Annotated in this window: 23 protein-coding genes and 2 riboswitches; of the genes, 6 read left to right on the top strand and 17 right to left on the bottom strand. The window is 75.1% G+C overall.

Annotated features, from left to right (window positions below; all coding sequences use genetic code 11):
* Positions 1 to 21: 21 nt before the first annotated feature.
* The gene (locus ABTW95_RS27515) at positions 22 to 2100 is read right to left on the bottom strand and encodes a molybdopterin oxidoreductase family protein (protein WP_500227790.1); all 2079 of its coding nucleotides are present in this window, start codon (positions 2098 to 2100) and stop codon (positions 22 to 24) included.
* 294 nt (positions 2101 to 2394) lie between these two features.
* On the opposite strand from ABTW95_RS27515, the gene ABTW95_RS27510 reads away from it, so the two are divergent.
* A complete protein-coding gene (locus ABTW95_RS27510; RefSeq protein WP_500227789.1) occupies positions 2395 to 2931 on the top strand; it encodes an NUDIX domain-containing protein in 537 nt (178 codons plus the stop codon).
* Here ABTW95_RS27510 and ABTW95_RS27505 read toward each other — a convergent pair.
* Entirely contained in the window at positions 2928 to 3176 is a 249-nt protein-coding gene (locus ABTW95_RS27505; protein ID WP_396448506.1) for a metallothionein, read from the bottom strand. The two genes, ABTW95_RS27510 and ABTW95_RS27505, sit on opposite strands and share 4 nt — an antisense overlap.
* A gap of 192 nt (positions 3177 to 3368) precedes the next feature.
* Here ABTW95_RS27505 and ABTW95_RS27500 point away from each other — a divergent pair, with 192 nt between their 5' ends.
* Positions 3369 to 4706: a nitrate/nitrite transporter gene (locus ABTW95_RS27500; protein ID WP_500227788.1), complete on the top strand. Its 1338-nt coding sequence runs from the start codon at positions 3369 to 3371 to the stop codon at positions 4704 to 4706.
* Here ABTW95_RS27500 and ABTW95_RS27495 read toward each other — a convergent pair.
* Both ABTW95_RS27495 and ABTW95_RS27490 read right to left on the bottom strand, forming a co-directional pair.
* Complete coding sequence (locus ABTW95_RS27495; RefSeq protein WP_500227787.1) at positions 4667 to 5377, bottom strand: maleylpyruvate isomerase N-terminal domain-containing protein; 711 nt, start codon at positions 5375 to 5377, stop codon at positions 4667 to 4669. The two genes, ABTW95_RS27500 and ABTW95_RS27495, sit on opposite strands and share 40 nt — an antisense overlap.
* Before the next feature lie 179 nt (positions 5378 to 5556).
* Positions 5557 to 5973: a plectin gene (locus tag ABTW95_RS27490; RefSeq protein WP_396448509.1), complete on the bottom strand. Its 417-nt coding sequence runs from the start codon at positions 5971 to 5973 to the stop codon at positions 5557 to 5559.
* 117 nt (positions 5974 to 6090) lie between these two features.
* On the opposite strand from ABTW95_RS27490, the gene ABTW95_RS27485 reads away from it, so the two are divergent.
* A complete protein-coding gene (locus tag ABTW95_RS27485; protein ID WP_396448510.1) occupies positions 6091 to 6657 on the top strand; it encodes a TetR/AcrR family transcriptional regulator C-terminal domain-containing protein in 567 nt (188 codons plus the stop codon).
* Between the two features lie 37 nt (positions 6658 to 6694).
* Here ABTW95_RS27485 and ABTW95_RS27480 read toward each other — a convergent pair whose 3' ends face one another.
* From ABTW95_RS27480 to ABTW95_RS27470, 3 genes are read right to left on the bottom strand one after another with little or no spacing between them, the layout of a single operon-like run.
* Positions 6695 to 7336 carry a LutC/YkgG family protein gene (locus tag ABTW95_RS27480; RefSeq protein ID WP_500227786.1) on the bottom strand — a complete coding sequence of 214 codons (642 nt, stop codon included), beginning with the start codon at positions 7334 to 7336 and terminating at the stop codon, positions 6695 to 6697.
* A complete protein-coding gene (locus tag ABTW95_RS27475; RefSeq protein ID WP_500227785.1) occupies positions 7333 to 8781 on the bottom strand; it encodes a lactate utilization protein B in 1449 nt (482 codons plus the stop codon). Before ABTW95_RS27475 ends, ABTW95_RS27480 begins: the two co-directional genes overlap by 4 nt.
* Positions 8778 to 9506, bottom strand: coding sequence for a (Fe-S)-binding protein (locus tag ABTW95_RS27470; RefSeq protein ID WP_396448513.1), 729 nt, complete (start codon positions 9504 to 9506; stop codon positions 8778 to 8780). The genes ABTW95_RS27475 and ABTW95_RS27470 overlap by 4 nt, the downstream gene beginning before the upstream one ends.
* A 275-nt stretch (positions 9507 to 9781) precedes the next feature.
* Here ABTW95_RS27470 and ABTW95_RS27465 point away from each other — a divergent pair, with 275 nt between their 5' ends.
* Positions 9782 to 9985, top strand: coding sequence for a DUF5999 family protein (locus ABTW95_RS27465; RefSeq protein ID WP_396448514.1), 204 nt, complete (start codon positions 9782 to 9784; stop codon positions 9983 to 9985).
* Positions 9986 to 10139: 154 nt separating this feature from the next.
* On the opposite strand, the gene ABTW95_RS27460 is transcribed toward ABTW95_RS27465, so the two are convergent.
* Positions 10140 to 10736, bottom strand: a complete 597-nt coding sequence (locus ABTW95_RS27460; RefSeq protein WP_500227784.1) for an alpha/beta hydrolase family protein — start codon at positions 10734 to 10736, stop codon at positions 10140 to 10142.
* A gap of 51 nt (positions 10737 to 10787) precedes the next feature.
* Here ABTW95_RS27460 and ABTW95_RS27455 point away from each other — a divergent pair, with 51 nt between their 5' ends.
* Positions 10788 to 11213 carry a PPOX class F420-dependent oxidoreductase gene (locus ABTW95_RS27455; protein WP_396448516.1) on the top strand — a complete coding sequence of 142 codons (426 nt, stop codon included), beginning with the start codon at positions 10788 to 10790 and terminating at the stop codon, positions 11211 to 11213.
* Here the strand turns inward: ABTW95_RS27455 and ABTW95_RS27450 are convergent.
* Both ABTW95_RS27450 and gcvP read right to left on the bottom strand, forming a co-directional pair.
* Complete coding sequence (locus tag ABTW95_RS27450) at positions 11210 to 12301, bottom strand: tetratricopeptide repeat protein (RefSeq protein ID WP_500227783.1); 1092 nt, start codon at positions 12299 to 12301, stop codon at positions 11210 to 11212. The genes ABTW95_RS27455 and ABTW95_RS27450 overlap by 4 nt on opposite strands.
* A 123-nt stretch (positions 12302 to 12424) precedes the next feature.
* Positions 12425 to 15295 carry an aminomethyl-transferring glycine dehydrogenase gene (gcvP, locus tag ABTW95_RS27445; protein WP_500227782.1) on the bottom strand — a complete coding sequence of 957 codons (2871 nt, stop codon included), beginning with the start codon at positions 15293 to 15295 and terminating at the stop codon, positions 12425 to 12427.
* A gap of 59 nt (positions 15296 to 15354) precedes the next feature.
* Positions 15355 to 15465: riboswitch (glycine riboswitch) on the bottom strand.
* Positions 15466 to 15560: riboswitch (glycine riboswitch) on the bottom strand.
* A gap of 294 nt (positions 15561 to 15854) precedes the next feature.
* Between gcvP and ABTW95_RS27440 the strand changes: the two genes are divergently transcribed.
* The gene (locus tag ABTW95_RS27440; protein WP_396448519.1) at positions 15855 to 18329 is read left to right on the top strand and encodes a lysylphosphatidylglycerol synthase transmembrane domain-containing protein; all 2475 of its coding nucleotides are present in this window, start codon (positions 15855 to 15857) and stop codon (positions 18327 to 18329) included.
* Between the two features lie 3 nt (positions 18330 to 18332).
* On the opposite strand, the gene ABTW95_RS27435 is transcribed toward ABTW95_RS27440, so the two are convergent.
* The 7 genes from ABTW95_RS27435 to ABTW95_RS27405 all read right to left on the bottom strand — a co-directional run bounded on the left by ABTW95_RS27435 (position 18333) and on the right by ABTW95_RS27405 (position 23222).
* Positions 18333 to 18929 (bottom strand): MerR family transcriptional regulator, encoded by a 597-nt coding sequence (locus tag ABTW95_RS27435; RefSeq protein ID WP_396448520.1) that lies wholly within the window; start codon positions 18927 to 18929, stop codon positions 18333 to 18335.
* A 478-nt stretch (positions 18930 to 19407) separates the two neighbouring features.
* Positions 19408 to 19878 (bottom strand): bifunctional nuclease family protein, encoded by a 471-nt coding sequence (locus ABTW95_RS27430; RefSeq protein WP_067468341.1) that lies wholly within the window; start codon positions 19876 to 19878, stop codon positions 19408 to 19410.
* Between the two features lie 142 nt (positions 19879 to 20020).
* Positions 20021 to 20710 carry a transcriptional regulator FtsR gene (ftsR, locus tag ABTW95_RS27425; protein WP_500227781.1) on the bottom strand — a complete coding sequence of 230 codons (690 nt, stop codon included), beginning with the start codon at positions 20708 to 20710 and terminating at the stop codon, positions 20021 to 20023.
* Positions 20711 to 20753: 43 nt separating this feature from the next.
* Positions 20754 to 21290 carry an oxoglutarate dehydrogenase inhibitor Odhl gene (gene odhI, locus ABTW95_RS27420; RefSeq protein ID WP_396448522.1) on the bottom strand — a complete coding sequence of 179 codons (537 nt, stop codon included), beginning with the start codon at positions 21288 to 21290 and terminating at the stop codon, positions 20754 to 20756.
* Between the two features lie 312 nt (positions 21291 to 21602).
* The gene (locus tag ABTW95_RS27415; protein WP_396448523.1) at positions 21603 to 22310 is read right to left on the bottom strand and encodes a DUF881 domain-containing protein; all 708 of its coding nucleotides are present in this window, start codon (positions 22308 to 22310) and stop codon (positions 21603 to 21605) included.
* Positions 22307 to 22639 (bottom strand): small basic family protein, encoded by a 333-nt coding sequence (locus ABTW95_RS27410; protein WP_396448524.1) that lies wholly within the window; start codon positions 22637 to 22639, stop codon positions 22307 to 22309. Before ABTW95_RS27410 ends, ABTW95_RS27415 begins: the two co-directional genes overlap by 4 nt.
* A gap of 106 nt (positions 22640 to 22745) precedes the next feature.
* Complete coding sequence (locus ABTW95_RS27405; RefSeq protein WP_500227780.1) at positions 22746 to 23222, bottom strand: DUF881 domain-containing protein; 477 nt, start codon at positions 23220 to 23222, stop codon at positions 22746 to 22748.
* Between the last annotated feature and the right edge of the window lie 117 nt (positions 23223 to 23339).

The raw sequence follows: 23339 nt of genomic DNA, 5'->3' as shown, positions 1-23339 counted from the left end.
GTCTCCTTTGTCACCGCCGTGTTAAAAGGGACTCACTCCCACCCGGACGGCGCACACCTTGAACTCCGGCATCCGCGACACCGGATCCAGCGCTGGGTTGGTGAGCAGGTTCGCCCGCCCCTCCCCCGGCCAGTGGAACGGGACGAACACGGTGTCGTCGCGGACCGCGTCGGTCAGCCGCGCCCGCAGAGTCACCGCGGCCCGGCGGCTCTCCACCCGCACCTCGGCGCCGTCCTCGATGCCGAGGCGCTCGGCGAGGTCGGGGTGCAGCTCCACGAACGGCCCCGGCGCGGCCTCGGCCAGCGCCGGCACGCGGCGGGTCTGCGCGCCCGACTGGTACTGCGCGAGGACCCGGCCGGTGGTCAGGTACACGGGGTGGGCGGCGTCCACGTCCTCGGCGGGGCCGCGGTGCTCGACCGGCACGAACCGGGCGCGCCCGTCCGGCGTTTCGAAACGGTCCAGGTAGGGGCGCGGGGTGCCCGGGTGGTCCGGGTCCGGGCAGGGCCAGAACACGCCGCCCTCGGCGTCGATCCGCGCCGCGTCGATGCCGGAGTAGTCGGCGGCGCCGCCGGCGCTCGCGCGGCGCAGCTCGGCGAACACCGCCCCGGGGTCGGCGGTCCACTCCCCCGGCGCCTTCAGCCGCTCCGCCAGCGCCGCGATGACCTCCAGGTCGGTGCGGACGCCGGCCGGCGGACGGACGGCCCGGCGGCGGCGCAGCACCCGGCCCTCCAGGTTCGTCATCGTCCCCGACTCCTCCGCCCACTGCGCGACCGGCAGCACGACGTCGGCGCGCCGGGCGGTCTCCGACGGGACGAAGTCGGCGACCACCAGCAGGTCCAGGGCGTCCAGCCGCTCCTCCACGTGGGCGGCGCGCGGCGCGGAGACCACCGGGTTCGACCCGAACAGCAGCAGCGCCCGCGGGCCGCCGGCGGTGCCGAGCGCCGACAGCAGCTCGTAGGCCGACCGCCCCGGTCCCGGCAGGTCCGCCGGGTCGACGCCCCACACCGCCGCGACGTGCGCGCGGGCCGCCGGGTCGCCGATCCCGCGGTAGCCGGGGAGCTGGTCGGCCTTCTGCCCGTGCTCGCGGCCGCCCTGCCCGTTGCCCTGCCCGGTCAGGCACCCGTACCCCGAGCCGGCGCGGCCGGGCAGCCCGAGCGCGAGCGCCAGGTTGATGAAGGCGCTCACGGTGTCGGTGCCGCGCGCGTGCTGCTCGCCGCCCCGCCCGGTCAGCACGTGGGCGCGGGCGGCGCGGGCCAGCAGCCGGACGGCCTCGCGCATCGCCGGGACGGGGACGCCGGTGATCCGCTCGACGCGGTCCGGCCAGTACGCGTTCACCACCGTGCGGACCGCGTCGAACCCGGCGGTGCGGGCGGCGATGTAGTCCTCGTCGGCGAGGCCCTCGGCCAGCGCCAGGTGCAGCAGCCCGTTGGCGAGCGCGAGGTCGGTCCCGGGCACCGGCTGCAGGTGCAGGTCGGCCTGGCGGGCGGTGGCGGTGCGGCGCGGGTCCACCACGATGAGGGCGCCGCCGCCGTCGCGCATCTCCGCCAGGTGCCGCATGAACGGCGGCATCGTCTCGGCAGGGTTCGTCCCGACGAGCAGCACCGCGCCGGACGCCGCCAGGTCGGTGACCGGCCCCGGCAGGCCGCGGTCCATGCCGAACGCGCGGCCGGACGCCGCCGCGGCCGACGACATGCAGAACCGGCCGTTGTAGTCGATCTGGGACGTGCCGAGCGCGACCCGCGCGAACTTGCCGAGCAGGTACGCCTTCTCGTTGGTCAGCCCGCCGCCGCCGAACACCGCGACGGCGTCCGGGCCGTGCAGCGCCCGCAGCCGGGCGGCCTCCGCGGCGACCCGGTCGAGGGCCTCGTCCCACGTGCAGGGCTCCAGCGGCGCGGCCCGGTCGCGCCGCATCAGCGGCGCGGTCAGCCGGTCGGGGACGGTGAGCAGCTCCGCGGCCGTCCAGCCCTTCTGGCACAGCCCGCCGCGGTTCGCGGGGACGTCGCCGCGCGGCTCGACCCGCACGGTGCCCTCGCCGGTGTCGTGCAGGGTCATGCCGCATTGCAGGGCGCAGTACGGGCAGTGCGTGGGAGTCCCGGTCATGCGCCCAGGTTCGGCGGGGGCCGTTTCGCCCGCGCTTCCCCCGTGTGACCCGGGCGTTAAGAGCCGTTCACGCTGCGGCGTCCGCCGAAGTCAGCCCGGCGCCGCGGCGGCCGCCGCGGCTCGTTTCCTGACGCGCGCGTGTCAAGCGTTGTCGATCCTTGTCATGGCCCATTCGTCGTTTTTCACCTGTTTCCCGAACGGATTCGCGGCGGCCCGGTGATCTCGCGGACGGATGCGGCCCCCGCGCCCGCCCGGCCCCGGCCGCACCGCGGTGATCACGCCTAACCTCGGTACATGCCCGACCTTGCTTACTACGCCTCCCTGCCGCGCTCCCGCGGCGCCGCGGCGGCCCTGCTCCTGGACGACCTCGGGCGGGTCCTGCTGGTCAAGCCCACCTACAGCGAGGGCTGGTATCTCCCCGGCGGGGTCATCGAAGCCGACGAGTCCCCGCTGTCGGCGTGCGTGCGCGAGTGCGAGGAGGAGCTCGGCCTCGTCCCCCGGCTGGACGGCCTGGCCTGCGTCGACTGGGGCTCGCCGCGCGACGACGGCGTGGACGCCGTCAACGTGTTCGTGTTCGGCGGCACGATCACCGGGGAGCAGATCGCGGCGATCCGGCTGCCGCCCGAGGAGCTGTCCGACCACGTCCTGGTCGCGCCGGAGAAGATCCCCGAGCTGGCGCCGCCGCACGTCTCCCGCCGGATGGACCCCAGCCTGCGGGCCATGGCCGACGGCCGCGCCGTCTACCTGGAGGACGGCCGCGAGCAGCCGTTCGGCGCCGGGCTGCCGGCGCGCGCCGGCCGCCCGGCCGGCCGTGGCCGCGCCGGAGGCTAGGCCGGGACGGCGTCCCGCACCTGCCGCCCGCGCTCGGGATCGACCGCGCGGGCGCAGTGCGCGCAGCAGTACCAGTGCCCGTCCACGTCCACGCCGTGCCCCATGATCCGGCACTGGCAGTGCTCGCACACCGGCGCCATCTTCGTGACCGCGCACTCGAACGAGTCGAACGTGTGCACCTGCCCCTGCGCGTGCACCTCGAACGTCATGTCGTAGTCGTTGCCGCAGACCTCGCAGGTCGCCATCGGTCCTGCCTCCGTTTCCCCCGCCGCCCGCGATCCCCTGCCTACCCGGCGCGGCCCGGATCTACCGCGCGGCTCACCTGCGGCGGTCACGCGCGGTGCGGCGGAGTTAGCACGGGCGTACGCCCGGTCACACGCGCCCGAAACGCCGCCTTCCTACGGTCGGCCCGTCCGAACCGACCAGGGAGAGCGCCCATGACCGTCACGACACAGGCCGCGCGCGGGGACCGCGCCCGCCCGCCCCGGGGCCGCTGGATCGAGGACTGGCGGCCCGAGGACCCCGCCTTCTGGACGGCCCGCGGCGCCCGGATCGCCCGCCGCAACCTGATCTACTCCATCCTCACCGAGCACATCGGGTTCTCGGTGTGGTCGCTGTGGTCGGTGCTGGTGCTGTTCCTCGGCCCCGCCTACGGCGTCGACGCGGCCGGCAAGTTCACCCTCACCGCCGTCCCCGCCCTCGTCGGCGCGGCGCTGCGCATCCCCTACACGTTCGCCGTCGCCCGGTTCGGCGGCCGCAACTGGACCGTCTTCAGCGCCGCGCTGCTGCTCGTCCCGGCGGTGCTCGCCGCGTTCCTGGTCGAGCCCGGCGTCCCGTTCGGCACCCTGCTCGCCCTCGCGGCCGTCGCCGGCGTCGGCGGCGGCAACTTCGCGTCCTCGATGGCCAACATCAACGCCTTCTACCCGCAGCGGCTCAAGGGCTGGGCCCTCGGCGTCAACGCCGGCGGCGGCAACCTCGGCGTCGCCGTCGTCCAGCTCGCCGGGCTGCTGGTCCTCGCCACCGCCGGCAAGGACCACCCCGGCCTCGTCGCCGGGATCTACATCCCGCTGATCGTCCTCTCCGCGCTGCTGGCCTGGCTGCGCATGGACAACCTCGCGCACGCCCGCAACGACCGCCGGGCCATGCGGGACGTCTCCAGGGACGCCCACGCCTGGATCATGTCGGTGCTCTACATCGGCACGTTCGGCTCGTTCATCGGGTTCGGGTTCGCCTTCGGGCAGGTGCTGCAGGTCCAGTTCGCCGGCGACTTCGGCAGCCCGGTCAAGGCCGCCTGCCTGACGTTCCTCGGCCCCCTGCTCGGGTCGCTGATCCGCCCCGCAGGCGGCCGGCTCGCCGACCGGCTCGGCGGCGCCGCCGTCACCTTCTGGACGTTCGTCGCGATGGCCGCGTCCGCCGGGCTGGTGCTGGCCGCGTCGCAGCGCGGGTCGCTGCCGCTGTTCATCGCCGGCTTCGTGCTGCTGTTCGCGTGCAGCGGCGCCGGCAACGGCTCCACCTACAAGATGATCCCCGCGATCTTCCGCGCCAGGGCGCCCGAGCACGAGGCGCGCCGCCTGGCCGGCGCGCTGATGGGCATCGCCGGCGCCGTCGGCGCGTTCGGCGGCGTCCTGGTCAACCTCGCCTTCCGGCAGTCGTTCCAGACCTACGGGACCGGCGACGGCGCCTACCTCGCGTTCATCGCCTTCTACGCCGTGTGCTGCGCCCTCACCTGGGCGGTCTACCTGCGGCCCCGGCCCGGCAGGCCGGACGGCGTCTGACGGCCGGCCCGCCGCCTCCCCCGCGCGGGCCGCTCGCCCGGCCGGTCGTCGCGCTCCGGCCAGCGCGGCGACCGGCCCGACGAGCGCAGCACCGCCTCCCACGCGTCCCCCGCCGCGAGCGGCAGGTGCGGGACGCCCCAGTGCCACGCCGACACCAGCAGGTCGGGGTCGCGGGGCCGGTAGTCCTCCCCCACCGCGCGGGCCATGTCCCAGGCGTGCAGGTGCCACTCCACGCACGCCGCGCCCGCGTGGTCGCCGACCGTGTACTTGGTGCCCCGGTAGACCAGGTGCGTCCGGTCCCACATGTCCGGCAGCAGGTCGGCGTACGCGCCCGCCGACACCCCGAACGCCGTGATCCGGTCGGGACCGGGCTCGGGCGGCAGCACCGCCAGCTCGGTCGCGTTCTGCCGCGCCTGCTGCCGGATCAGCACCGCCGTCGCCGCGTCCTGCGCGAACAGCGTCGCGAGCCGGCTGTCGGGCGCGTCCTGCAGGTACTCCAGGAAGTTCTCCGCGACGCACCGCAGATGCCCGGCGAGATCGATCAGCCGCCAGTCGGCGCACGGCGTCGGCACGTCCCAGTCGCCGGCGCGCGCCGCCAGCGCGCGGATCGCCGCCACCCCGTCCCGGTAGGACTCGAGTACGCGGCACCGGTCCGGCGGCGTGCGCTCCACGTGACATCCCCCAACGTCCAGAGCGGCGTGTGCCCTCTCCGCCGGGACGCGTCCGCGCGCACGCGGCGGCCCTGCGGCCGCGCGGCGGGGCGCCCCCGGCGCTCCCCGAGAGGGCAGACTCTCAAAGTTCGGTGGCCGGTGCCACCCGGTGACGCTGTGTCGCCGCACCCGCGGGCGGCTCAGCCGAGCGCGGACGGCACCGTCTTGAAGCTGAGGCGGTGCGCCTCGCGGGCCGTGCGCAGCCGGTCGACCTCGTCGGTCCACGGGCGCACCGCCGGGCGCGCCTTGGCCTTGCGGTAGGCGATCTCGGCGGCGCGGCGGGCCTCGGCGTCCTGCCCGGGCGTCGTGTAGACCTTCGGGCCCATCGCGACCCGCTCGGCCGCCTCGGCGGCGGCGAGCACCGCCGTCAGCGCCTTGTCGAACGCGGCCGCCAGCTCCCGCAGCTCGTCGAAGGGGGCGTCCGCGGCCTGCGCCTCGCGCAGCGCCCGCTCCGCCTCGCCGGCCGCCGCGAGCCGGTCGTCGTACTCGGCGGCCAGTCGCCGGTCGGCCTCGTACGGCTCCGCGACGTCCTTGCTCACCCGGCGGCCCAGCGGCATGGTGGTACTCCCTCGACGGTCTGCACTGTCCGGTCGAGGGTAAGCGTACGCGGGGTTCCGGCGTGTCGTGGCGGCGGACACCCGGCTTCGGCCCTTTACACAGTAAGGTCGGTTCTCATGGTCCGGCAGCCCAGCATCAACGCCCAGCACCGCGCGCCGCTGTCCACCGAGCGGATCATCGAGGCGGCCCTGCGGATCGTGGACGGCCAGGGACTCGGCCGCCTCACGATGCGCCGCCTCGGCGACGCCCTGGAGGTCGAGGCGATGGCCATCTACCACCACCTCCCCCGCGGCAAGGAGCAGCTCCTGGACGGCCTCGTCGCGCACGTCGCCGCCGCCCCCGCCGGCGAGCCGCCGCCCGGCCGCTGGCAGGACGCCCTGCGCGGATGGGCGCGCGACTACCGGGAGCGGCTGATGGCGCACGCCGGGGTCCTCCCCCTGATCGTCACCCGCCGCAACCCCGCCGCGCTCACCGCCACGGTCGCGTCCCTGCGCGAGGTCATGCGGCGCGGCGGCGTCGCCGAGGACACCGCCGCCGTCGCCGCGCACACCCTGCTCGGCTACGTGATCGGCCACACCGCGCTGGAGGTGCGCGGCACCGCCGAGGACGGCGCCGACCGCGTCGTCGACTGGGACGCCCGCTTCACCGCCGGCCTGGACCTCGTCATCGCCGGCGTCCGCTAGCCCCCGGCCGCCGGCCCGGCCCGCAGGCGCTCGCCCGCTAGTCGTCGACGACCAGGATCTCCAGCTGGTGCGGGCCATGGACGCCCTCGACCCGCCGCAGCTCGATGCCGTGGGTGGCGGACGGGCCGCTGATCCAGGTGAGGGGCCGCGCCGGGTCCAGCCGGGTGACCGCCTCCGGGACCGTCCCGACGATCTGGTCGGCGCGCACGACGCACAGGTGGAAGCCGGGCACGAGCGTCAGCGCCCGCCTCCCCTGCGCCCGGCCGCCGTCCAGGACGACCGTGCCGGTCTGCGCGACCGCCAGGGCGCAGCCGGTCACCGCGCCGTCCACGGCGGCGAGCGCGTCGATGTCGAGCGCCGGGGTGTCGGCGAGCGCGCGGACGCCGTCCAGCTCGGCGAGCCACCCGAACGGCAGGTCGGCCGGGACGACGATCTGCTTGGCCTCCCGCGCCCACAGCGCGGCCGCCACCGCGGTGCCCGCCTCGTCCGCGCCGACGTGCCGCACCGCCGCCCGGTTGTCGGCGACCCGCTCGGTGAACAGGGCGATGACGTCCGCCCGCGTCTCGGCCTCCGCCCCGGTCAGCCGCCGCGCGTAGCCGCGCGGCACCGGCGGATGGGCGCCGCGCGTCCCGCCGAGCGCGTCGCGCACCCGGCGCAGCACCTCCTCGCGCGCGCTCACGCCCGCGTCCCGTTCCACCAGGCGCGGAAGCTCTCCGCGGGCGGCGCCGGCAGGTCGCGCGCCTCGGTCCACCTGCCGAGCAGGCCGGGCAGGCGGCGGATCCGCCCGCCGCGCGACAGCAGCCGCGCCCACCGGGTGCCGCGCCGCAGCGCCGCCTCGTGCCGGCGGGGATCGCCCATCGTCCAGGCCAGGCCGCGCATCAGCACCATCTCGGGCGTCGGGACGGGCCGCCGGCGGCGCGACTCGACGACCGTGCCGCGCAGGTGGACCAGCACCTCCGGGATGTCGATCTTCACCGGGCAGACGTCGGCGCAGGCGCCGCACAGCGTGGACGCGTACGGCAGCGACGCGGCGGCCGCGCTCTCCACGCCGAGCAGCTGCGGGGTCAGGATCGCGCCGATCGGCCCCGGGTGGACCGGGCCGTAGGGGCGCCCGCCCGTGCGCTCGTAGACGGGGCAGACGTTCAGGCAGGCCGAGCAGCGGATGCAGCGCAGCGCGGCGCGCCCCACTTCGTCCGCGAGCGCGCGGGTGCGGCCGTTGTCGAGCAGGACGAGGTGGAACGCGCTCGGCCCGTCGCCCCGCGTCACCCCCGTCCAGGTCGACACGTACGGGGTCATCCGGTCGCCGGTCGACGCGCGCGGGAGCAGCTGGAGGAACACCTCCATGTCGTCCCACGCCGGGACGACCTTGTCGATGCCGGCGACGCAGATCAGCGTCTGCGGCAGGGTCAGGCACATCCGCGCGTTGCCCTCGGACTCCACCACGACGGCCGTGCCGCTCTCGGCGACCAGGAAGTTCGCGCCGGTGATCGCGACGCGGGCGCGCAGGAACGGCTCGCGCAGGTGGGCGCGGGCCGCGGCGGCGAGCGCCTCCGGGTCGCCGGGCAGGTCCGGCCCGGCGGCGGGCATCGCGCGCCGGAACAGCTCGTGGATCTGCGCGCGGTCGCGGTGCGCGGCCGCCGACAGCGGATGGGACGCCTCGTCCCCGCCGAGCCGGGCGGCCAGGTCCGCGACGGCCGTCTCGCGGACCGTCACCCCCATCGCGGCCAGCGCGCCCGCGGCGCCGATCTCCCGGAGGGCGAGCGACGACGCCGCCACGACCTCCGTGGCGCCGGCCTCCCGCACCAGGCCGGCGACGACGCGGCGGGCCTCGGCCGCGTCGGCCGCCCAGTGTACGGTGCCGCCCGCCTCGGTGACGGCCCGTTCCAGCTCCTCCAGGTGGACGTCGAGGTTGCGGAGCGCGTCGTCGCCGATGGCGCGGCCCGCCTCGCGCAGCTCCTCCCAGTCGGCGGGCTCGGCGGACGCCGCGGCCGCCCGCTCGCGCAGCGCCGCGGTGGCGCGGCGCAGGTTGCGGCGCAGTCCGGTGTCGGCCAGCGCGGGACGGGCCGCGGCGGCGAACTTCGGCATCGGCGGCGGGACCGGCCCGCCCGGCGGCACGGCGGTCACGACGGCCCCGTCGCGGCGAGGATCTCGGCCAGGTGCGCGGTCCGGACGCCGGCGCGCAGCCTGGACAGCGCCCCGCCGATGTGGGCGAGGCAGGAGTCGTCGACGGCGCACACCACGTCCGCGCCCGTGCCGCGGATGCGCCCGACCTTGTCGGCGACCATCGCGACCGACACGTCGGCGTTCTTCAGCGCGAACGCGCCGCCGAACCCGCAGCACTCCTCCGCGCCCGGCAGCTCCACCAGGTCGAGGCCCTTCACCGCGCGCAGCAGCCGCAGCGGCCGGTCGCCGAGCCTCAGCGCCCGCAGGGACTGGCAGGACGGATGGTAGGCGACCCGGTGCGGGAAGTACGCGCCGACGTCGGTGACCCCGAGGACGTCCACGAGGAACTCGGTCAGCTCGTAGACGGCGAGGCCCGCGGCGGCGCGGGCCAGGCCGGGGTCGCGGGCCGCGCGCGCGATCCGCGGGTAGGCGTCCCGGACGGCGGCGGCGCAGGACGCCGACGGCGCCACCACGACGCCGGCGCCCTCGAACGCCGCGGTGTACGCGCGGGCCAGATCGGCGGCCTCGCGGTGGTAGCCCGCCGACCAGTGGATCTGCCCGCAGCACGTCTGCCCCGAGGGGAATACCACGTCATGGCCGAGACGTTCCAAAAGGACGGTAACGGCCCTCCCCGTATCGGGGAACAGAGCGTCATCGAAGCACGCAACGGACAAAGCGACCCGCATCGGCCTCACTCCCCCTACGCCGTAAGGCGTTTCCCCCGTGCGCCATCGTAGGGGTTTCCGACCCGTCGGCGTGTCGTTCTTCATCCGTTATCTCGAGGGAGGGACCCTATGCCTGGCACCACGGAGTGAGGGTGGTCACATCCGACCGGTACTCCGGTACCAACGGACAACCGTCCCAACGGGCTATAGCCGATGGGTGCGAACCACTCCACACTGGGGTGCGTCAATTAAGGAAAGCACCACGACCGACCAGTAGTTGAGACCGGAGGCACGCCATGTGCCCGCACCAGCCGCCCTGTCCCTCGCACGACGCACCCGACCGCGACGCCGCCCGGACGCTGGCCTCGCACCCCGAGCAGGGGTGGAGCCTGCTGTGCAACGGCGTCGTGCTCTTCGAGGACACCGGTGAGCTGCTGCCCGACGGGGGAGTCATCGCGCCGCACCGGCCGACGGACCTGCAGGCGCCGTCCGCCGCTTGAGCGGTCTCCACGGGGGACTAGTTCAAACGGGTGATCATCCTCGGGGGCAACGCCCACCACCGTCCGACCTCCGGGCCCGCACCGGGCCCGGAGCCACCGGCCTCCCGGCCCGCCGGCCCGTCCGCGGACGGGCCGTTCGCATGTCCGGCGGACGTCAGCGCGCCGCCCACTTGCGCAGCCACGGCTCCACCGCACGGCCGACCGCGGCGGGGTCCCGGCTCAGGTCGTGCCGCTCCCCCGCCAGCACCGCCACGTGCGCGGCGTCCGCCTCGTCCGGCACGCCGAACGGGTCGCGGTCGCCGTTGACGACCAGGACCTCCGCCCCCGCCGAACGCAGCTCCCCCACCCGCGTCTTCTCCGGCCTGCCCGGCGGGTGCAGCGGGAACGCCAGCGCCACCACGCCCGCCGCTCCGGCCGGCGCCGCCGTGCGGCACGCCACCCGTGCGCCGTTGCTGCGGCCGCCCTGCACGAGCGGGACGCCCGCGAACCTCTCCCGCAGCGGCGCGACGATCTCCAGCCAGGCCGCGTCCTGCTTGGCCGGCGGGCCGGGCGCCCTGCGGCCCGCGAACCGGAACGGCTGGGTCACCCGCGCGACCGCGCCGCCGAGCCCGAGCGCCGCGTCCCGCACGGCGAGCAGGTCGGGCGCCTCCACGCCCCCGTTGGACCCGTGCGTCAGGACCAGCAGGAACGCCGGGCCGTCCACCTCGTCCAGCACCACCTCGGCGGGCCCGTGCGCCGTCGCGACCTCCATACCGGCCACCGTAGCGGGCGCCCCCGGCAACCTTTTCGGAAGACTGGCGGCATGGAGAAGATGACCGACAGCGAGTGGCGCGCGTTCGTCATGGAGGGCACCCGCACCGGCAAGGCGGCCGTCACCCGCAGGGACGGCTCCCCGCACGTCACGCCGATCTGGTTCGTCCTCGACGGCGACGACGTGCTGTTCAACACCGGCCGCGGCTCCGTCAAGGGGCGCGTCCTCGCCCGCGACCCGCGCCTGTCGATCTGCGTGGACGACCAGACCCCGCCGTTCTCGTACGTGCAGCTCCAGGCGGAGGCGACGCTCATCGAGGACCTGGCGGAGATGCGCCGCTGGGCCACCGCCATCGGCGGCCGCTACATGGGCGCCGGCCGGGCCGAGGAGTTCGGCGCGCGCAACGCCGTCCCCACCGAGTACCTCGTCCGCGCCCGCATCACGAAGGTGATCGCCGAGCGCGCCATCGCCGGCTAGGCGTCCGGCCCGCCCATCGCCAGGCGGAGCCGCTCGGCGAAGCTCTCGTGCAGCAGCGGCCCCCACGGGTAGCCGTCCGGGACGCGGACCGCGCCGCCGAGGAGCTCGTGGGTCTCGTCCCCCCGCCCCTCGGCGTACCGGACGGCGAGCAGCGAGTACATGTGGTCGAGCGCGCCGAACGCCTCCCCGGCGAGCGCGGGAAGCGTCCCGTCCGACACGGCCTGCTCCACGACCGGCTCCCACCACAGGCCGTCGTCGCCGTCGTCCTCGGCGAAGTCGCGGCGGAGCCTCGCCCGCACCTGCGGGGCGATGCCGGGGTCGCCCAGCCCGCGCCGCCACACCTCGCCCGCCTCGGCGCCCCGCCCGCGCAGCGGCAGCGTCCGCGCCAGCAGCTCGGTGGCCAGCGGGCCGGCCTCCGGGTCGGACGGCTCCGCCGCCAGCGCCGCGCCGAACGCGCCGATCGCCTGGTCGAGGTAGGAGATGCCGAGCGCGACGGCGAGCCGCGCGTACGCGTACGGGGCGGCGTCCCGGTCGATCAGCCGCAGCCCCGCCGCCAGGATCCGCTGCGCCCGCGCCGGGTCGCCGCGCTCCAGCAGCCGCTGCGCCAGGTCGTGCGCGGCGAGCGGCCCGTACTCGGCGTCGCCCGTCCCGATCGCCGACTCCCAGTGGTCCCGCGCCGCGTCGAAGTCGCCGGCGTCGTCGGCGATGCGGGCCAGGGCCAGGTGGGCGGGCGGCAGGTAGGCGGGGTTGCCGAAGTCGACCACCGCGCCCCACGCGGGCGCCGCCGCCTCCGGCTCGCCCGCCCGCTCATAGGTCAGCGCCAGATGGTAGGCGGCGCGCGGCCCGTACTCCGGGTCGGCGGTGGCGATCGCGGCCCGGTCGGCCTCCCTGGCCCGCTCCACCTCCCCCGCGTCGTCGAGGACGACGGCGAGCCCGAGCGCCGCCTGCGCCCGGCACGGCGTCTCGCCCATGCCCAGCACCTTCTCGAACAGCAGCGCCGCCCGCCCCGCCTCGCCGTTCTCGGCGAGGCTCCGGGCCTCCTCGCACATCCGCGCCGGGTCGGACGTCTCGTCCGGCAACTCGCTCATCGGCCTCTGCCCTCTGCGGCTCCTGGAAGTCCGCACCGAGACTAGCGACCCGGCCCCGCCGCGTCCCGCGACGACACCCCGAAACCCCCATCAAGATCATGAATTCGCCCAGGGGCGGGCCGGTCAGTCCTCGAACGCCTCGGGCGGCGGGCATGAGCAGACCAGGTTGCGGTCGCCGTAGGCCTGGTCTATCCGGCGGACGGGAGGCCAGTACTTGCCCTCGCGCAGGGACGGGACGGGGTAGGCGGCCTCCTCGCGGGTGTAGGGGTGCTTCCAGTCGTCGGAGAGCAGGCAGGCGGCGGTGTGCGGGGCGTTCTTGAGCGGGTTGTCCTCGCGGTCGTAGGAGCCGTCGGCGACCCGCTGGATCTCCCGGCGGATCGCGATCATGGCGTCGCAGAAGCGGTCGAGCTCGGCGAGGTCCTCGGACTCGGTGGGCTCGATCATCAGCGTGCCGGCCACCGGGAAGGAGAGCGTCGGGGCGTGGAAGCCGTAGTCGATGAGGCGCTTGGCGACGTCCTCGGCGGTGATCCCCGTCTCCTTGGTGATCTTGCGGAGGTCGGCGATGCACTCGTGCGCGACCAGGCCGTTCCGGCCGGTGTAGAGGATCGGGTAGTGCGGGGCGAGCCGCGCGGCGAGGTAGTTCGCGGCGATGATCGCGCCCTCGGTGGCGGCGCGCAGGCCGTCCGGGCCCATCATGGCGATGTAGGCCCAGGAGATCGGCAGGATGCCCGCCGACCCCCACGGGGCCGCGGAGACCGGGCCGACGCCCGTCTCCGGGCCCGCCTCCGCGCGGAGCGGGTGGTTCGGCAGGAACGGGACGAGGTGCTCGCGGACGCCGATCGGGCCGACGCCGGGCCCGCCGCCGCCGTGCGGGATGCAGAACGTCTTGTGCAGGTTGAGGTGCGAGACGTCCGAGCCGAACTCGCCGGGGCGGGCGAGGCCGACGAGCGCGTTCAGGTTGGCGCCGTCGACGTAGACCTGGCCGCCCGCCTCGTGGACGGCGCCGCACACCTCGGTGATCGTCTCCTCGAAGACGCCGTGCGTGGACGGGTAGGTCACCATGATCGCGGCGAGCCGGCCGCGGTGCTGGTCGATCTTGGCGTGCAGATCGTCCAGCGCCACGTTGCCGCCCTCGTCGCACTTCACGACGACGACGCGCATCCCGGCCATGGCGGCGCTGGCGGCGTTGGTGCCGTGCGCCGAGGAGGGGATCAGGCAGACGTCGCGGTGCTCCTCGCCGCGGGACGCGTGGTAGCCGCGGATCGCGAGGAGCCCGGCCAGCTCGCCCTGCGAGCCCGCGTTCGGCTGGACGGACACCTTCGCGTACCCGGTGATCTCGGCGAGGGCGTCCTCCAGCTCGCCGATCAGCTCGAGGTAGCCGGCGGCCTGGTCGACGGGCGCGAACGGGTGGATGTCCGCGAACTGCGGCCAGGTGATCGGCTCCATCTCGGCGGTCGCGTTCAGCTTCATCGTGCAGGAGCCGAGCGGGATCATGGACCGGTCGAGCGCGACGTCCTTGTCCTGGAGGCGGCGCAGGTAGCGCAGCATCGCGGTCTCGGAGCGGTGCGCGTGGAAGACCGGGTGGGTGAGGTAGGGGCTCTCGCGGCGCAGCGCGTCCGGGATCGCCTCGGCGGCGTCGCCGGCGGGGGCGGCGCCGAACGCGTCGAGGACGGCGGCGACGTGCTCGGGCAGCGTGGTCTCGTCGCAGGCGACGCCGACGCGGTCGGGGCCGTCCTGGCGCAGGTTGATCCCGCGCTCGCGGGCCGCGGCGACGACCTCGGCGGCCCGTCCGGGCACGCGGGCGAGGACGGTGTCGAAGAACGCGCCGTGCACGACCTCGACGCCGGCGGCGCGCAGCCCGGCGGCGATCTCGGCGGCGCGGCGGTGCGCGCGCTGCGCTATCGCGGCCAGCCCCTCGGGGCCGTGGTAGACGGCGTACATGCCCGCCATCACGGCGAGGAGGACCTGGGCGGTGCAGATGTTGCTGGTGGCCTTCTCGCGGCGGATGTGCTGCTCGCGGGTCTGCAGCGCCAGCCGGTAGGCGGTCGCGCCGTCGGCGTCGACGGACACGCCGACGAGGCGTCCGGGCAGCTGCCGCTGGATGCCCTCGCCGACCGCCATGTAGCCGGCGTGCGGGCCGCCGAAGCCGTAGGGGACGCCGAACCGCTGCGCGGAGCCCACGGCGATGTCGGCGCCGGACTCGCCCGGCGGGCGCAGCAGCGTCAGCGCCAGCAGGTCGGCGGCCACGACCGCCTTCGCGCCGCGCTCGTGCGCCTGCGCGATGACCGGCGCCAGGTCGCGGACGGCCCCGGACGCGCCCGGGTACTGCAGCAGGACGCCGAAGAAGTCGCCGTCCGGCAGCCCCTCGGACAGGTCTGCGGTCACCACCTCGATGCCCAGCGGGACCGCCCGGGTCCGGATGACCTCGGCGGTCTGCGGGAGCGCGTCGGCGTCGACGAGGAACGTCCCGGGCTCCTTGCGCTTGGACACGCGGTGCGCGAGGGCCATCGCCTCGGCGGCGGCGGTGCCCTCGTCCAGCAGGGAGGCGTTCGCGACGGGCAGCCCGGTCAGGTCGGCGACCACGGTCTGGAAGTTCAGCAGCGCCTCGAGCCGGCCCTGCGAGATCTCCGGCTGGTAGGGCGTGTAGGCGGTGTACCAGCCGGGGTTCTCCAGGACGTTCCGCATGATCACGCCGGGGGTGGTCGTCCCGTGGTAGCCGAGGCCGATCATGGACGTCAGCACGGTGTTGCGGGACGCCAGCTCGCGGAGCCGGTCCAGCGCGGCGGACTCGCTGAGCGCGGGCGGCAGGTCCAGCGGGCGGCCGGTGCGGATCGCGGCGGGGACCGCGGCGTCGATCAGCGCCTCGGCGCCGGAGTAGCCGATGGCGGCCAGCATCCGGGCGTGGTCGTCCGGGCCGGGGCCGATGTGCCGGTCGGCGAACACGGCGCGCGGCCGCTGCGGCGCGGCCACGGGGGCGAAGAACTGGGCGGTCATGGAGAGCCTCCTGGCTGCTGCGGTCGCTCAGGTCCGCCGCCGGCGCGGGCCGGCGGCAGGTCTCCCCCTCTGTCATCGGCACCTGAGAGCTTCACCCGCGCGGCGGGATTTCCCCTTCGGTGAGCCGCCTTCCCCGCCCGCGGGGATCGACGCCTGCTTTCCAGAGGTGCCTCGCCCGAGCGGTCCTTTTGCCTGAGAGGTTCCGGGGAGGTTGCCCCTTCGGCGCCCCGCGCTGGCTGCACGGGGTCTCTCCCGCCCAGGGTCGACGGCATGTCCTCACGAAACCCTACCCAAAGCCGGGTCCTTGCGGTCGTCCCGGGCCCCGGCGGGTGGGGGCGTCCCCCGCGCGGACACGGGTGCCGTCCCCACCGCCCCGGGTGGTACCGGCCGGTACGATGTGCTCACTCACCTGGGACAAGACGGACCTCGGGCCACGGGGACGGAGATGGGGCTGCGAGGTGCACGCGCGACCGGCCGGGGGCCGGGACGGCACTCGACGCCGCGCCCCGGATTCTGGGACGCTGATCACGATGGCGGACGGTCAGGGCGGCGGTACGGCGTGACACAGACCCACGACGGCACGGTGCGCCCGCGGCACGGCGCGACCGCCGGCGTGCCCGTCGACGAGCCCGCCCAGCCCGACCGGATCCGCCGGCCGTCCGACGCGATCAGGTTCGCGGCGTCGGTGGTGGGGCTGGCGGCGGTGATGCTGCTGGTGTCGATCGCGCAGCAGACCACGCACGGCCTGCAGACCGACATCGCGGAGGGCACCGCGCACGCGCCGCGGCTGCTGCTGACGCTGGCGACGCTGGTGTCGAGCTTCGGGGTGCTGGCGGTGCCGATCGCGTTCGCCGTCGAGCGGCTGTTCCGCAAGGACGGGACGCGCGTCGCGATCGCGCTGCTCGCCGCCGTGATCGCGTTCGGGATCACGGTGGGCCTGGACGACCTGGTGGTGCGGGCGGCGCCGGGCGGCGTGCTCGACTCGCTGATCTGGGGCGGCACCGAGACCGCGCCCGTGCACACCGACATCGCGCCCGTGATCGCGTTCGTGAGCGCGGTCGGGATGGCGGGCCGCGCCCGTTGGCAGGCCGCGACCTGGACCATGATCGGGCTGGCGGCGCTGACCGGGCTCACCGCGTCCTACGCCTCCGTCGCCGCGCTCGCCGCCACCTACTGCCTCGGCCGCGCCATCGGGCACGGCACGCTGTACGCGGTCGGCACGCCGAACCCGCGGCCGGCGGGCCGGGCGGTGGTGGCGTCGCTGGAGCGGCTCGGGCTGCGGCCGAAGCGGGGCGCGCGGCTCGACGAGCCCTCCGACGACACCGAGGACGGGCGCCGCTACGGCGTCGTCCTCGCGCCCGGCGGCGGCGGGTACGGCGCCCGCCCGCCCGCCTGCCGGGGCGTCCACGGCGACTGGGACCTGGAGGTCCGGGTCCTGGACCGCGACCAGCAGACCGCCGGGCTGCTGTACCGGATCTGGCGGCTGCTGCGGCTGCGCGGCGCCACGAGCGGGCGGACGCTGCGGTCGCTGCGCCGGTCGCTGGAGCAGGAGTCGCTGATGGCGTACGCGGTGGACGCGGCGGGCGCCCGCACCCCGCGGCTGGCCGGCACCTGCGAGGTCGGCACGGAGGCGGCGCTGCTGGCCTACGAGCACGTGCCGGGGCGGCGGCTCGGCGACGTCCCCGACGAGGAGGTCACCGACGAGCTGCTCACCGACATATGGCGGCAGTTCCGGGCGATGCAGGGGGGCCGGCTCGCGCACCGGCGGCTGCAGGACGGGGCGCTGCTGATCGGCGAGGACGGCCTCGCCTACGTGACCGACCTGCGCGCCGGGGAGACGGCGGCGGGCGATCTGGCGCTGCGGCTCGATCTGGCGCAGCTGCTCACCACGCTGGCGCTGCGGGCCGGGCCGGAGCGGGCGGTGCGGACCGCCGCGTCGGTGCTCGGCGAGGAGGCGCTCGGCGGGGCGGTGCCGCTGCTGCAGCGGGTGGCGCTGTCCCGGACGACGCGGCAGGCGCTGCGGCGCGACCGGGAGTTGCTGACCCGGATCCGGGAGCAGATCGTCCGGCTGAAGCCGGAGGTCGAGGCGGCGCCGGCGCGGCTGGAGCGGTTCCGGCCCCGCACGATCGTCAGCGTGGTGGCCCTGTCGTTCGCCGCGTACATCGTCATCCCGCAGGTGACCAGCCTGGACGTCGGCTACCTGGCGGCCACGGCGAGCTGGCACTGGGTCGCCGCGGCCCTCGGCGCGGCGGTGCTCAGCTATGTCGCGGCGGCGTTCATGCTGATGGGCTTCGTCCCGGAGCGCCTGCCGCTGGGCCGGACGGTCCTGGTGCAGGTCGCCGCGTCGTTCGTGAAGCTCGTCGCGCCCGCCGCGGTGGGCGGCGTGGCGGTCAACACCCGCTTCCTGCAGCGCTCGGGGGTGCGGCCGGCGCTCGCCGTGGCGAGCGTGGGGGCATCGCAGCTGGTCGGGATGGTCACGCACATCCTGCTGCTCGTCCTGTTCGGCTTCCTCACCGGCTCGACCGCGAAGGCGACGCAGGACTTGGCGCCGTCCCGGACGATCGTGATCGCGGTGCTGGCGCTGGGGCTTCTGGCCGGCCTGACGCTGACGGTGCCCCGCGTCCGCCGCGTGGTCACGTCGCGGCTGAAGAGCATGTTCTCGGGCGTGGTCCCCCGGCTGGTGGACGTGCTCCAGTCCCCGACGAAGCTGTTCACCGGCATCGGCGGCACGGTGCTGCTCACGCTCGCGTTCGTCCTGTGCCTGGACTCCTCGATCCGCTCGTTCGGCGGTTCGCTGCCGTGGACGACGGTGGTGCTGGTGTTCCTCACCGCGAACGCCGTGGGTTCGGCGGCGCCGACGCCGGGCGGCCTGGGCGCCGTGGAGGGCGCTCTCACCCTCGCGTTGACGATCTCGGGGCTCTCCGCGGAGACGGCGACGTCCGCGGTCCTTCTGTACCGGCTCTTCACTCTCTGGCTGCCGGTGCTGCCGGGCTGGGGGGCGTTCGCCTACCTGCAGCGCAAGGAGGCGCTCTGAGCGTCAGCCGGTGCGGCGCGCCCGCCGGCGGTTGGCGAGCTCATCGTGGGGGTGGTGGGGAGGGTCCGCGGCGGCCCGTTCCCCGGGGAGTTCGGCGAGGCTGCCCTCGACCTCCTGCCAGACGCGTCCGAGCGCTATGCCGAACACGCCCTGGCCGCCTTGGAGGAGGTCGACGACCTCGTCCGCCGACGTGCATTCGTAGACGCTGACGCCGTCGCTCATCAGGGTGATCTGCGCGAGGTCCCGCACGCCGCGATCCCGCAGGTGCGTGACGGCCGTCCGGATCTGCTGGAGCGACACGCCGGTGTCGAGCAGCCGCTTCACGACCTTGAGCACCAGGATGTCGCGGAAGCTGTACAGCCGCTGGCTGCCCGAGCCCTGCGCGGCGCGCACGCTCGGCTCCACCAGTTTCGTCCGCGCCCAGTAGTCGAGCTGCCGGTAGGTGATCCCCGCCGCGGCGCACGCCGTCGGGCCGCGGTAGCCGACATCCTCCGGCGGCACGGACACCTGCGTGTCGAAGAGCAGGCCCTGCTCTCCGGCACGGCGGGACGCCATGTGCCTGTCGGGGGTCGCCTTGCCCTCGCCGCTGCTCACCGCCACGCGGACCTCCGGCTTCTATCATCCCGTGGCGGTTCGTCAAGGGGGTTTGACGAATTACACCACGGGTGTTCCACCAGCACGGTAGGTGCCGGTCAGGGTGTGGTCAACGTTCACCGTCGGCGCGTCGCATGCCCGGATGAACCGGCTTCACGTGGGCAAACTGCGCACCTCCGCCACCTGTGCACTCCTACCCCGATGGGCCGCCGTCAAAAACCACCAGCTCCAGGACGATGTGGCATTTATGACAAACCTCCCCCAAGCCGCCACCAACCGCCCTTGCGCGGGCGGCTTCGGCTCCACGCCGCGGCGGCGAGCCCTGAACGAGGCGCACAGGAGCCCCACTGCGACCGTGCGGGTTCTGCCTTGGGCTGAGCCGGGAGAAGGGAGGGGCGGGGATCAGGGGTTCCCTGGCGCCGTCACCCCGGGCGGGCGGGAAACCGGGGCCGGCGAGCTGCGATCAGAGGGCTGGGGCGGCGGGCTATCCGGCGCGGCCGAAGTCCTCCGGGGAGATCGTGTCGAGGAACTCGCGGAACTTCTCCACTTCGTCCTCCTGCTCGTCGGGGATGGCGACGCCGGCCTCTTCGAGGACGTCCTCGCTGGCGAAGATGGTGGCGCCGGTGCGCAGGGCCAGGGCGATGGAGTCGGACGGGCGGGCGCTCACCTCGACGCCATTGGAGAAGATCAGGTCGGCGAAGAAGATCCCCTCGCGCAGGGCCGTGATGTTCACGGTGCGGAGCTGGACGCTGAGGGCGTCCAGGACGTCGCGGAACAGGTCGTGGGTGAGCGGCCGGGCGGGCAGCACCCCCTGCTGCGCGAAGGCGATCGCGGTCGCCTCGACCGCCCCGATCCAGATGGGCAGGTAGCGATCGCCCTCCGTCTCCTTCAACAGGACGATCGGCTGATTGGAGGGCATCTCGACCCGGACGCCGACGACCTCCATCTGCTTCACAGCGGCTCCCTGCTGGTTCTCGCGTTCTCGATCACCACTCGCAGCGGATCGATTCCTGACCGAACCATGTAGCCAACGTACACCCAGGGCCGGACAGCTCGTCGCGCCGCCGGGGCGGGAAAATCCTCCGCGGCGGGCATGATCAGTGGTCGAGGCTTTCGCTGAGCCCGGCGCTGACCAGGGCGGCGTGGAGCTTGACCGACAGCGCGGCGATCTCGCGGGCGGTTTCGGCGGCCTCCTCGTGGGCGCCGCGGCCGCGGCGGCGCAGCTGCGGGGCGACCATCTGCTCGATCAGGGCGACCTGGCGGTCGGCGGCGGCCTTGACGGCCCGCAGGTGCCGGACCTCGAAGCCGAACTCGCCGAGCGCGGCGGCGATCCGGCAGATGCCGAGGGCGTCGCCCTCGTAGTGGGCGCCGGTGCGGTGGACGAGGCCGTACTCCTCCAGGCGGGTGAGGAGCGCCTCGTCGATGCCGGCGCCGTCCAGGAGCTGGCGGCGGGTCAGCCGGACGGCGGGGTCGGGGGCGGTGGTGTCGGCGGCCACGAGGGTGCGGGGGCGGCGCCGGGACGGTTCGCGCGCGCCGAGCGGTGGGACGCTCTCGCCGCGGTCGCGGGCCTCCAGATACCGGCGGATCACGCGCAGCGGCAGGTAGTGGTCGCGCTGCGCGGTGAGGACGAACCGGAGGCGCTCCACGTCGGCGTCGCAGAACTTGCGGTAGCCGGAGGGGCTGCGGCGCGGTTCGACGAGCCCCTCGGACTCCAGGAACCTGATCTTGGAGATGGTGATGTCGGGGAACTCGGGCCGCAGCAGCCCGAGGACGTCCCCGATCGTCATCGGGGACCGGGCAGGCTCCGCGTTCAACGCCCCTCCCGTTCCGTCAGCCGTGCGCCGGGTTCGTCAGGAACACCAGCCGGAACTTGCCGATCTGCACCTCGTCGCCGCCGGACAGGCCGGCCTGGTCGATCCGCTGCCGGTTGACGTAAGTGCCGTTGAGGCTGCCGACGTCGCGGACGGAGAAGGTGCCGCCCTGGCGGGTGAACTCGGCGTGCCGCCGGGACACGGTGACGTCGTCCAGGAAGATGTCGCTCTCGGGGTGGCGCCCGGCGGACGTGCGGTCCTTGTCGAGCAGGAACCGGCTGCCGGCGTTCGGGCCGCGCTTGACGACGAGCAGGGCGGTGCCGGGGGGCAGCGCCTCCATCGCCATCTGGTCGGGGCCGGCCTGCTCCTCGGCGCCCGTGTCGGTGTCCAGCGCCTCGAACCCGCCGATGGAGATCGTGGACGTGGACTCGCCGGGCGACTCGCGGTACGGCGGCGGAGCGGCCGGACTCCGGGTCAGCGGAGTGCCGCAGTTCGAGCAGAAGCGGGCATCATCCGGGTTGGCGTGACCGCACTGCGTGCAGTAGACGCTCGGCATCGATCGGCTCGGCCTCCTACCATCGGCGTGCCGCATGCGGACGCCCCGCCGCAGCGGGAGCCGCCTGCGCCACGCGCATCCTTCACCCAACCCACGCCGGGGACCCGCCCCCGGCCACGGTCCTGCTCACCGCCCGCGCACGGCGACGGTCGCCGCAACTTAAGCGGGTATTGCCCGAGGGGTCAACTGGAACGGTGAACCGGCTGGACCAAACTACATTCGTCGATGATCGCAGGTCTACGCCGCCGCGCGGACCCGCCCCGATCACGACGCATGGGCCGGCCGTCCGGTTTGCCGTTCCCCCCGTTCCCTCTAGGGAGACCGTACCGCGCCGACGGCCACTTTCGCGCGCGGGGTGATCAGGACGGTCGCCCCCGCTCCGCGCAGCGTCCTGACGAGGCCGCCGGGGATGTTGAGCGCGGTGGTCATCGTGTGGGGGTCGCCGATGGCGAGGAAGCGGTACGGGAGGGAGAGCAGCCGCCCGTCGATCCGGACGCCGTTCCGGTCGTCCATGAAGTAGGTGTCGACGCCGACGCGGACATCGTTCACCTGGACGACCTCGGCGCCGGCGTCCCGCAGCTCCTGGAGCGCGTCCAGCAGGTCGATCGCCTTGACGCGGTCCCCGGGGTCGCTGATCAGCAGTTCGATGCCGGGGCCCTCGGCAGGGAGCGTCCCGGCGAGGAGGCCGTAGGTGGTCGCCCGCTCGCGGGCCTCCTCCAGGGCGCTGCCGCCCGCGGCGTCCCGCTCCAGCCCGGCCTTGGTCGCCTCCAGGTCGCGCAGATCGGCCCGCAGCCGCTCGGACCGCTGACCCAGATCGGCCAGGATCCCCACGAGCTCGTCCTGCCGCGCGGTGGCGAACGTGGAGTCCCGCTGCGTCGACCGGACCTGCGCGGTGACCGCGAACCCGAGGACGAGGCACAGCAGGCCGCCCGCGATCTGCCCGGCGGTGACCCGCGGGCGCAACAGCGCGAGGAGCCCCCGCAGCCCCTCCGGGCGCGCTTCCCGCTCCCTCCCGGTCATGCGCCGAACAGCTTCCGCCGGATCCCGGCCACGTTGGAGAAGATCCGGATGCCGAGCACGACCACGACGCCGGTGGACAGCTGCGAGCCGACGCCGACCTGGTCGCCGAAGAACACGATCAGCGCGGCGATGACGGTGTTGCCGACGAACGAGACCACGAAGACCTTCTCGTCGAAGATCCCCTCCAGCCGCGCCCGGACGCCGCCGAACATGGCGTCGAGCGCCGCCACGATCGCGATGGGCAGGTAGGGCTGCAGCCACAGCGGCACGTCCGGCTGCAGCATCAGCCCCAGCACCACCCCGATCACGAGGCCGATCAACGCGATCACGCCGGGCTCACCCCTCCCCCGCTCCCCTGGCGGCTGCCGGCCGGCCGGGAGCGGACCGGCCGTCCGTGCACCGCGCGCACCCGTCGCGCGGTCGGTGGTTCGCTGGTCATTGGCCGTCCTGCGGGGCGGGGGCGGCGTAGCGCAGGCGGAGCGTCCCCGCCCCGGGCAGCCGCGCTCCGGACGTGCGGTGCACCTCGTACCGGATGCCGTACCGGTCGCGCAGCGCGGCGAGGCGCCGGTCGGCGGGCGAGCCTTCGAGGGCGTCCCGCAGGCCGTCCGGGTCGCCGAGGGCCGTCACCGCGTAGGGGCCGGTGAGCGGCCGGTAGTCGACCAGGATCGCCTCGCCGGCCGCGCGGATCGCGGTGGTGGACGTGAGCCGCCGCCCGTTCACGCCGATGGCCTCGGCGCCCGCCGCCCAGAGCCCGTTGACCAGCACCTGGAGGTCCTGATCATAGACCCGGCCGCTCTCGGCGGCGGGGTGCCGCGCGGCGGGCGGGGCGTCGGCGAGGGTGACCACGATTCCGGCGCCCTCGGCGGGCAGCGCCGCCGCGGCGGCGCCGGCGCCCGCCAGCCGGCCGCGCACCCGGCGGCCCTCGTCGCTGCGGGCCAGCGCGGCGGCGCGGCTGCGCTCGGTCCGGGTAGGACGCGTGGCTCTCGCGCGCGTCGAAACGCCGTGCGGCGGAATGGCTCAAGGCCCATC

The organism is Spirillospora sp. NPDC127506 (assembly GCF_040302145.1).
Lineage (GTDB): Bacteria > Actinomycetota > Actinomycetes > Streptosporangiales > Streptosporangiaceae > Spirillospora.
This window is presented reverse-complemented; position numbering and strand designations above follow the sequence as displayed.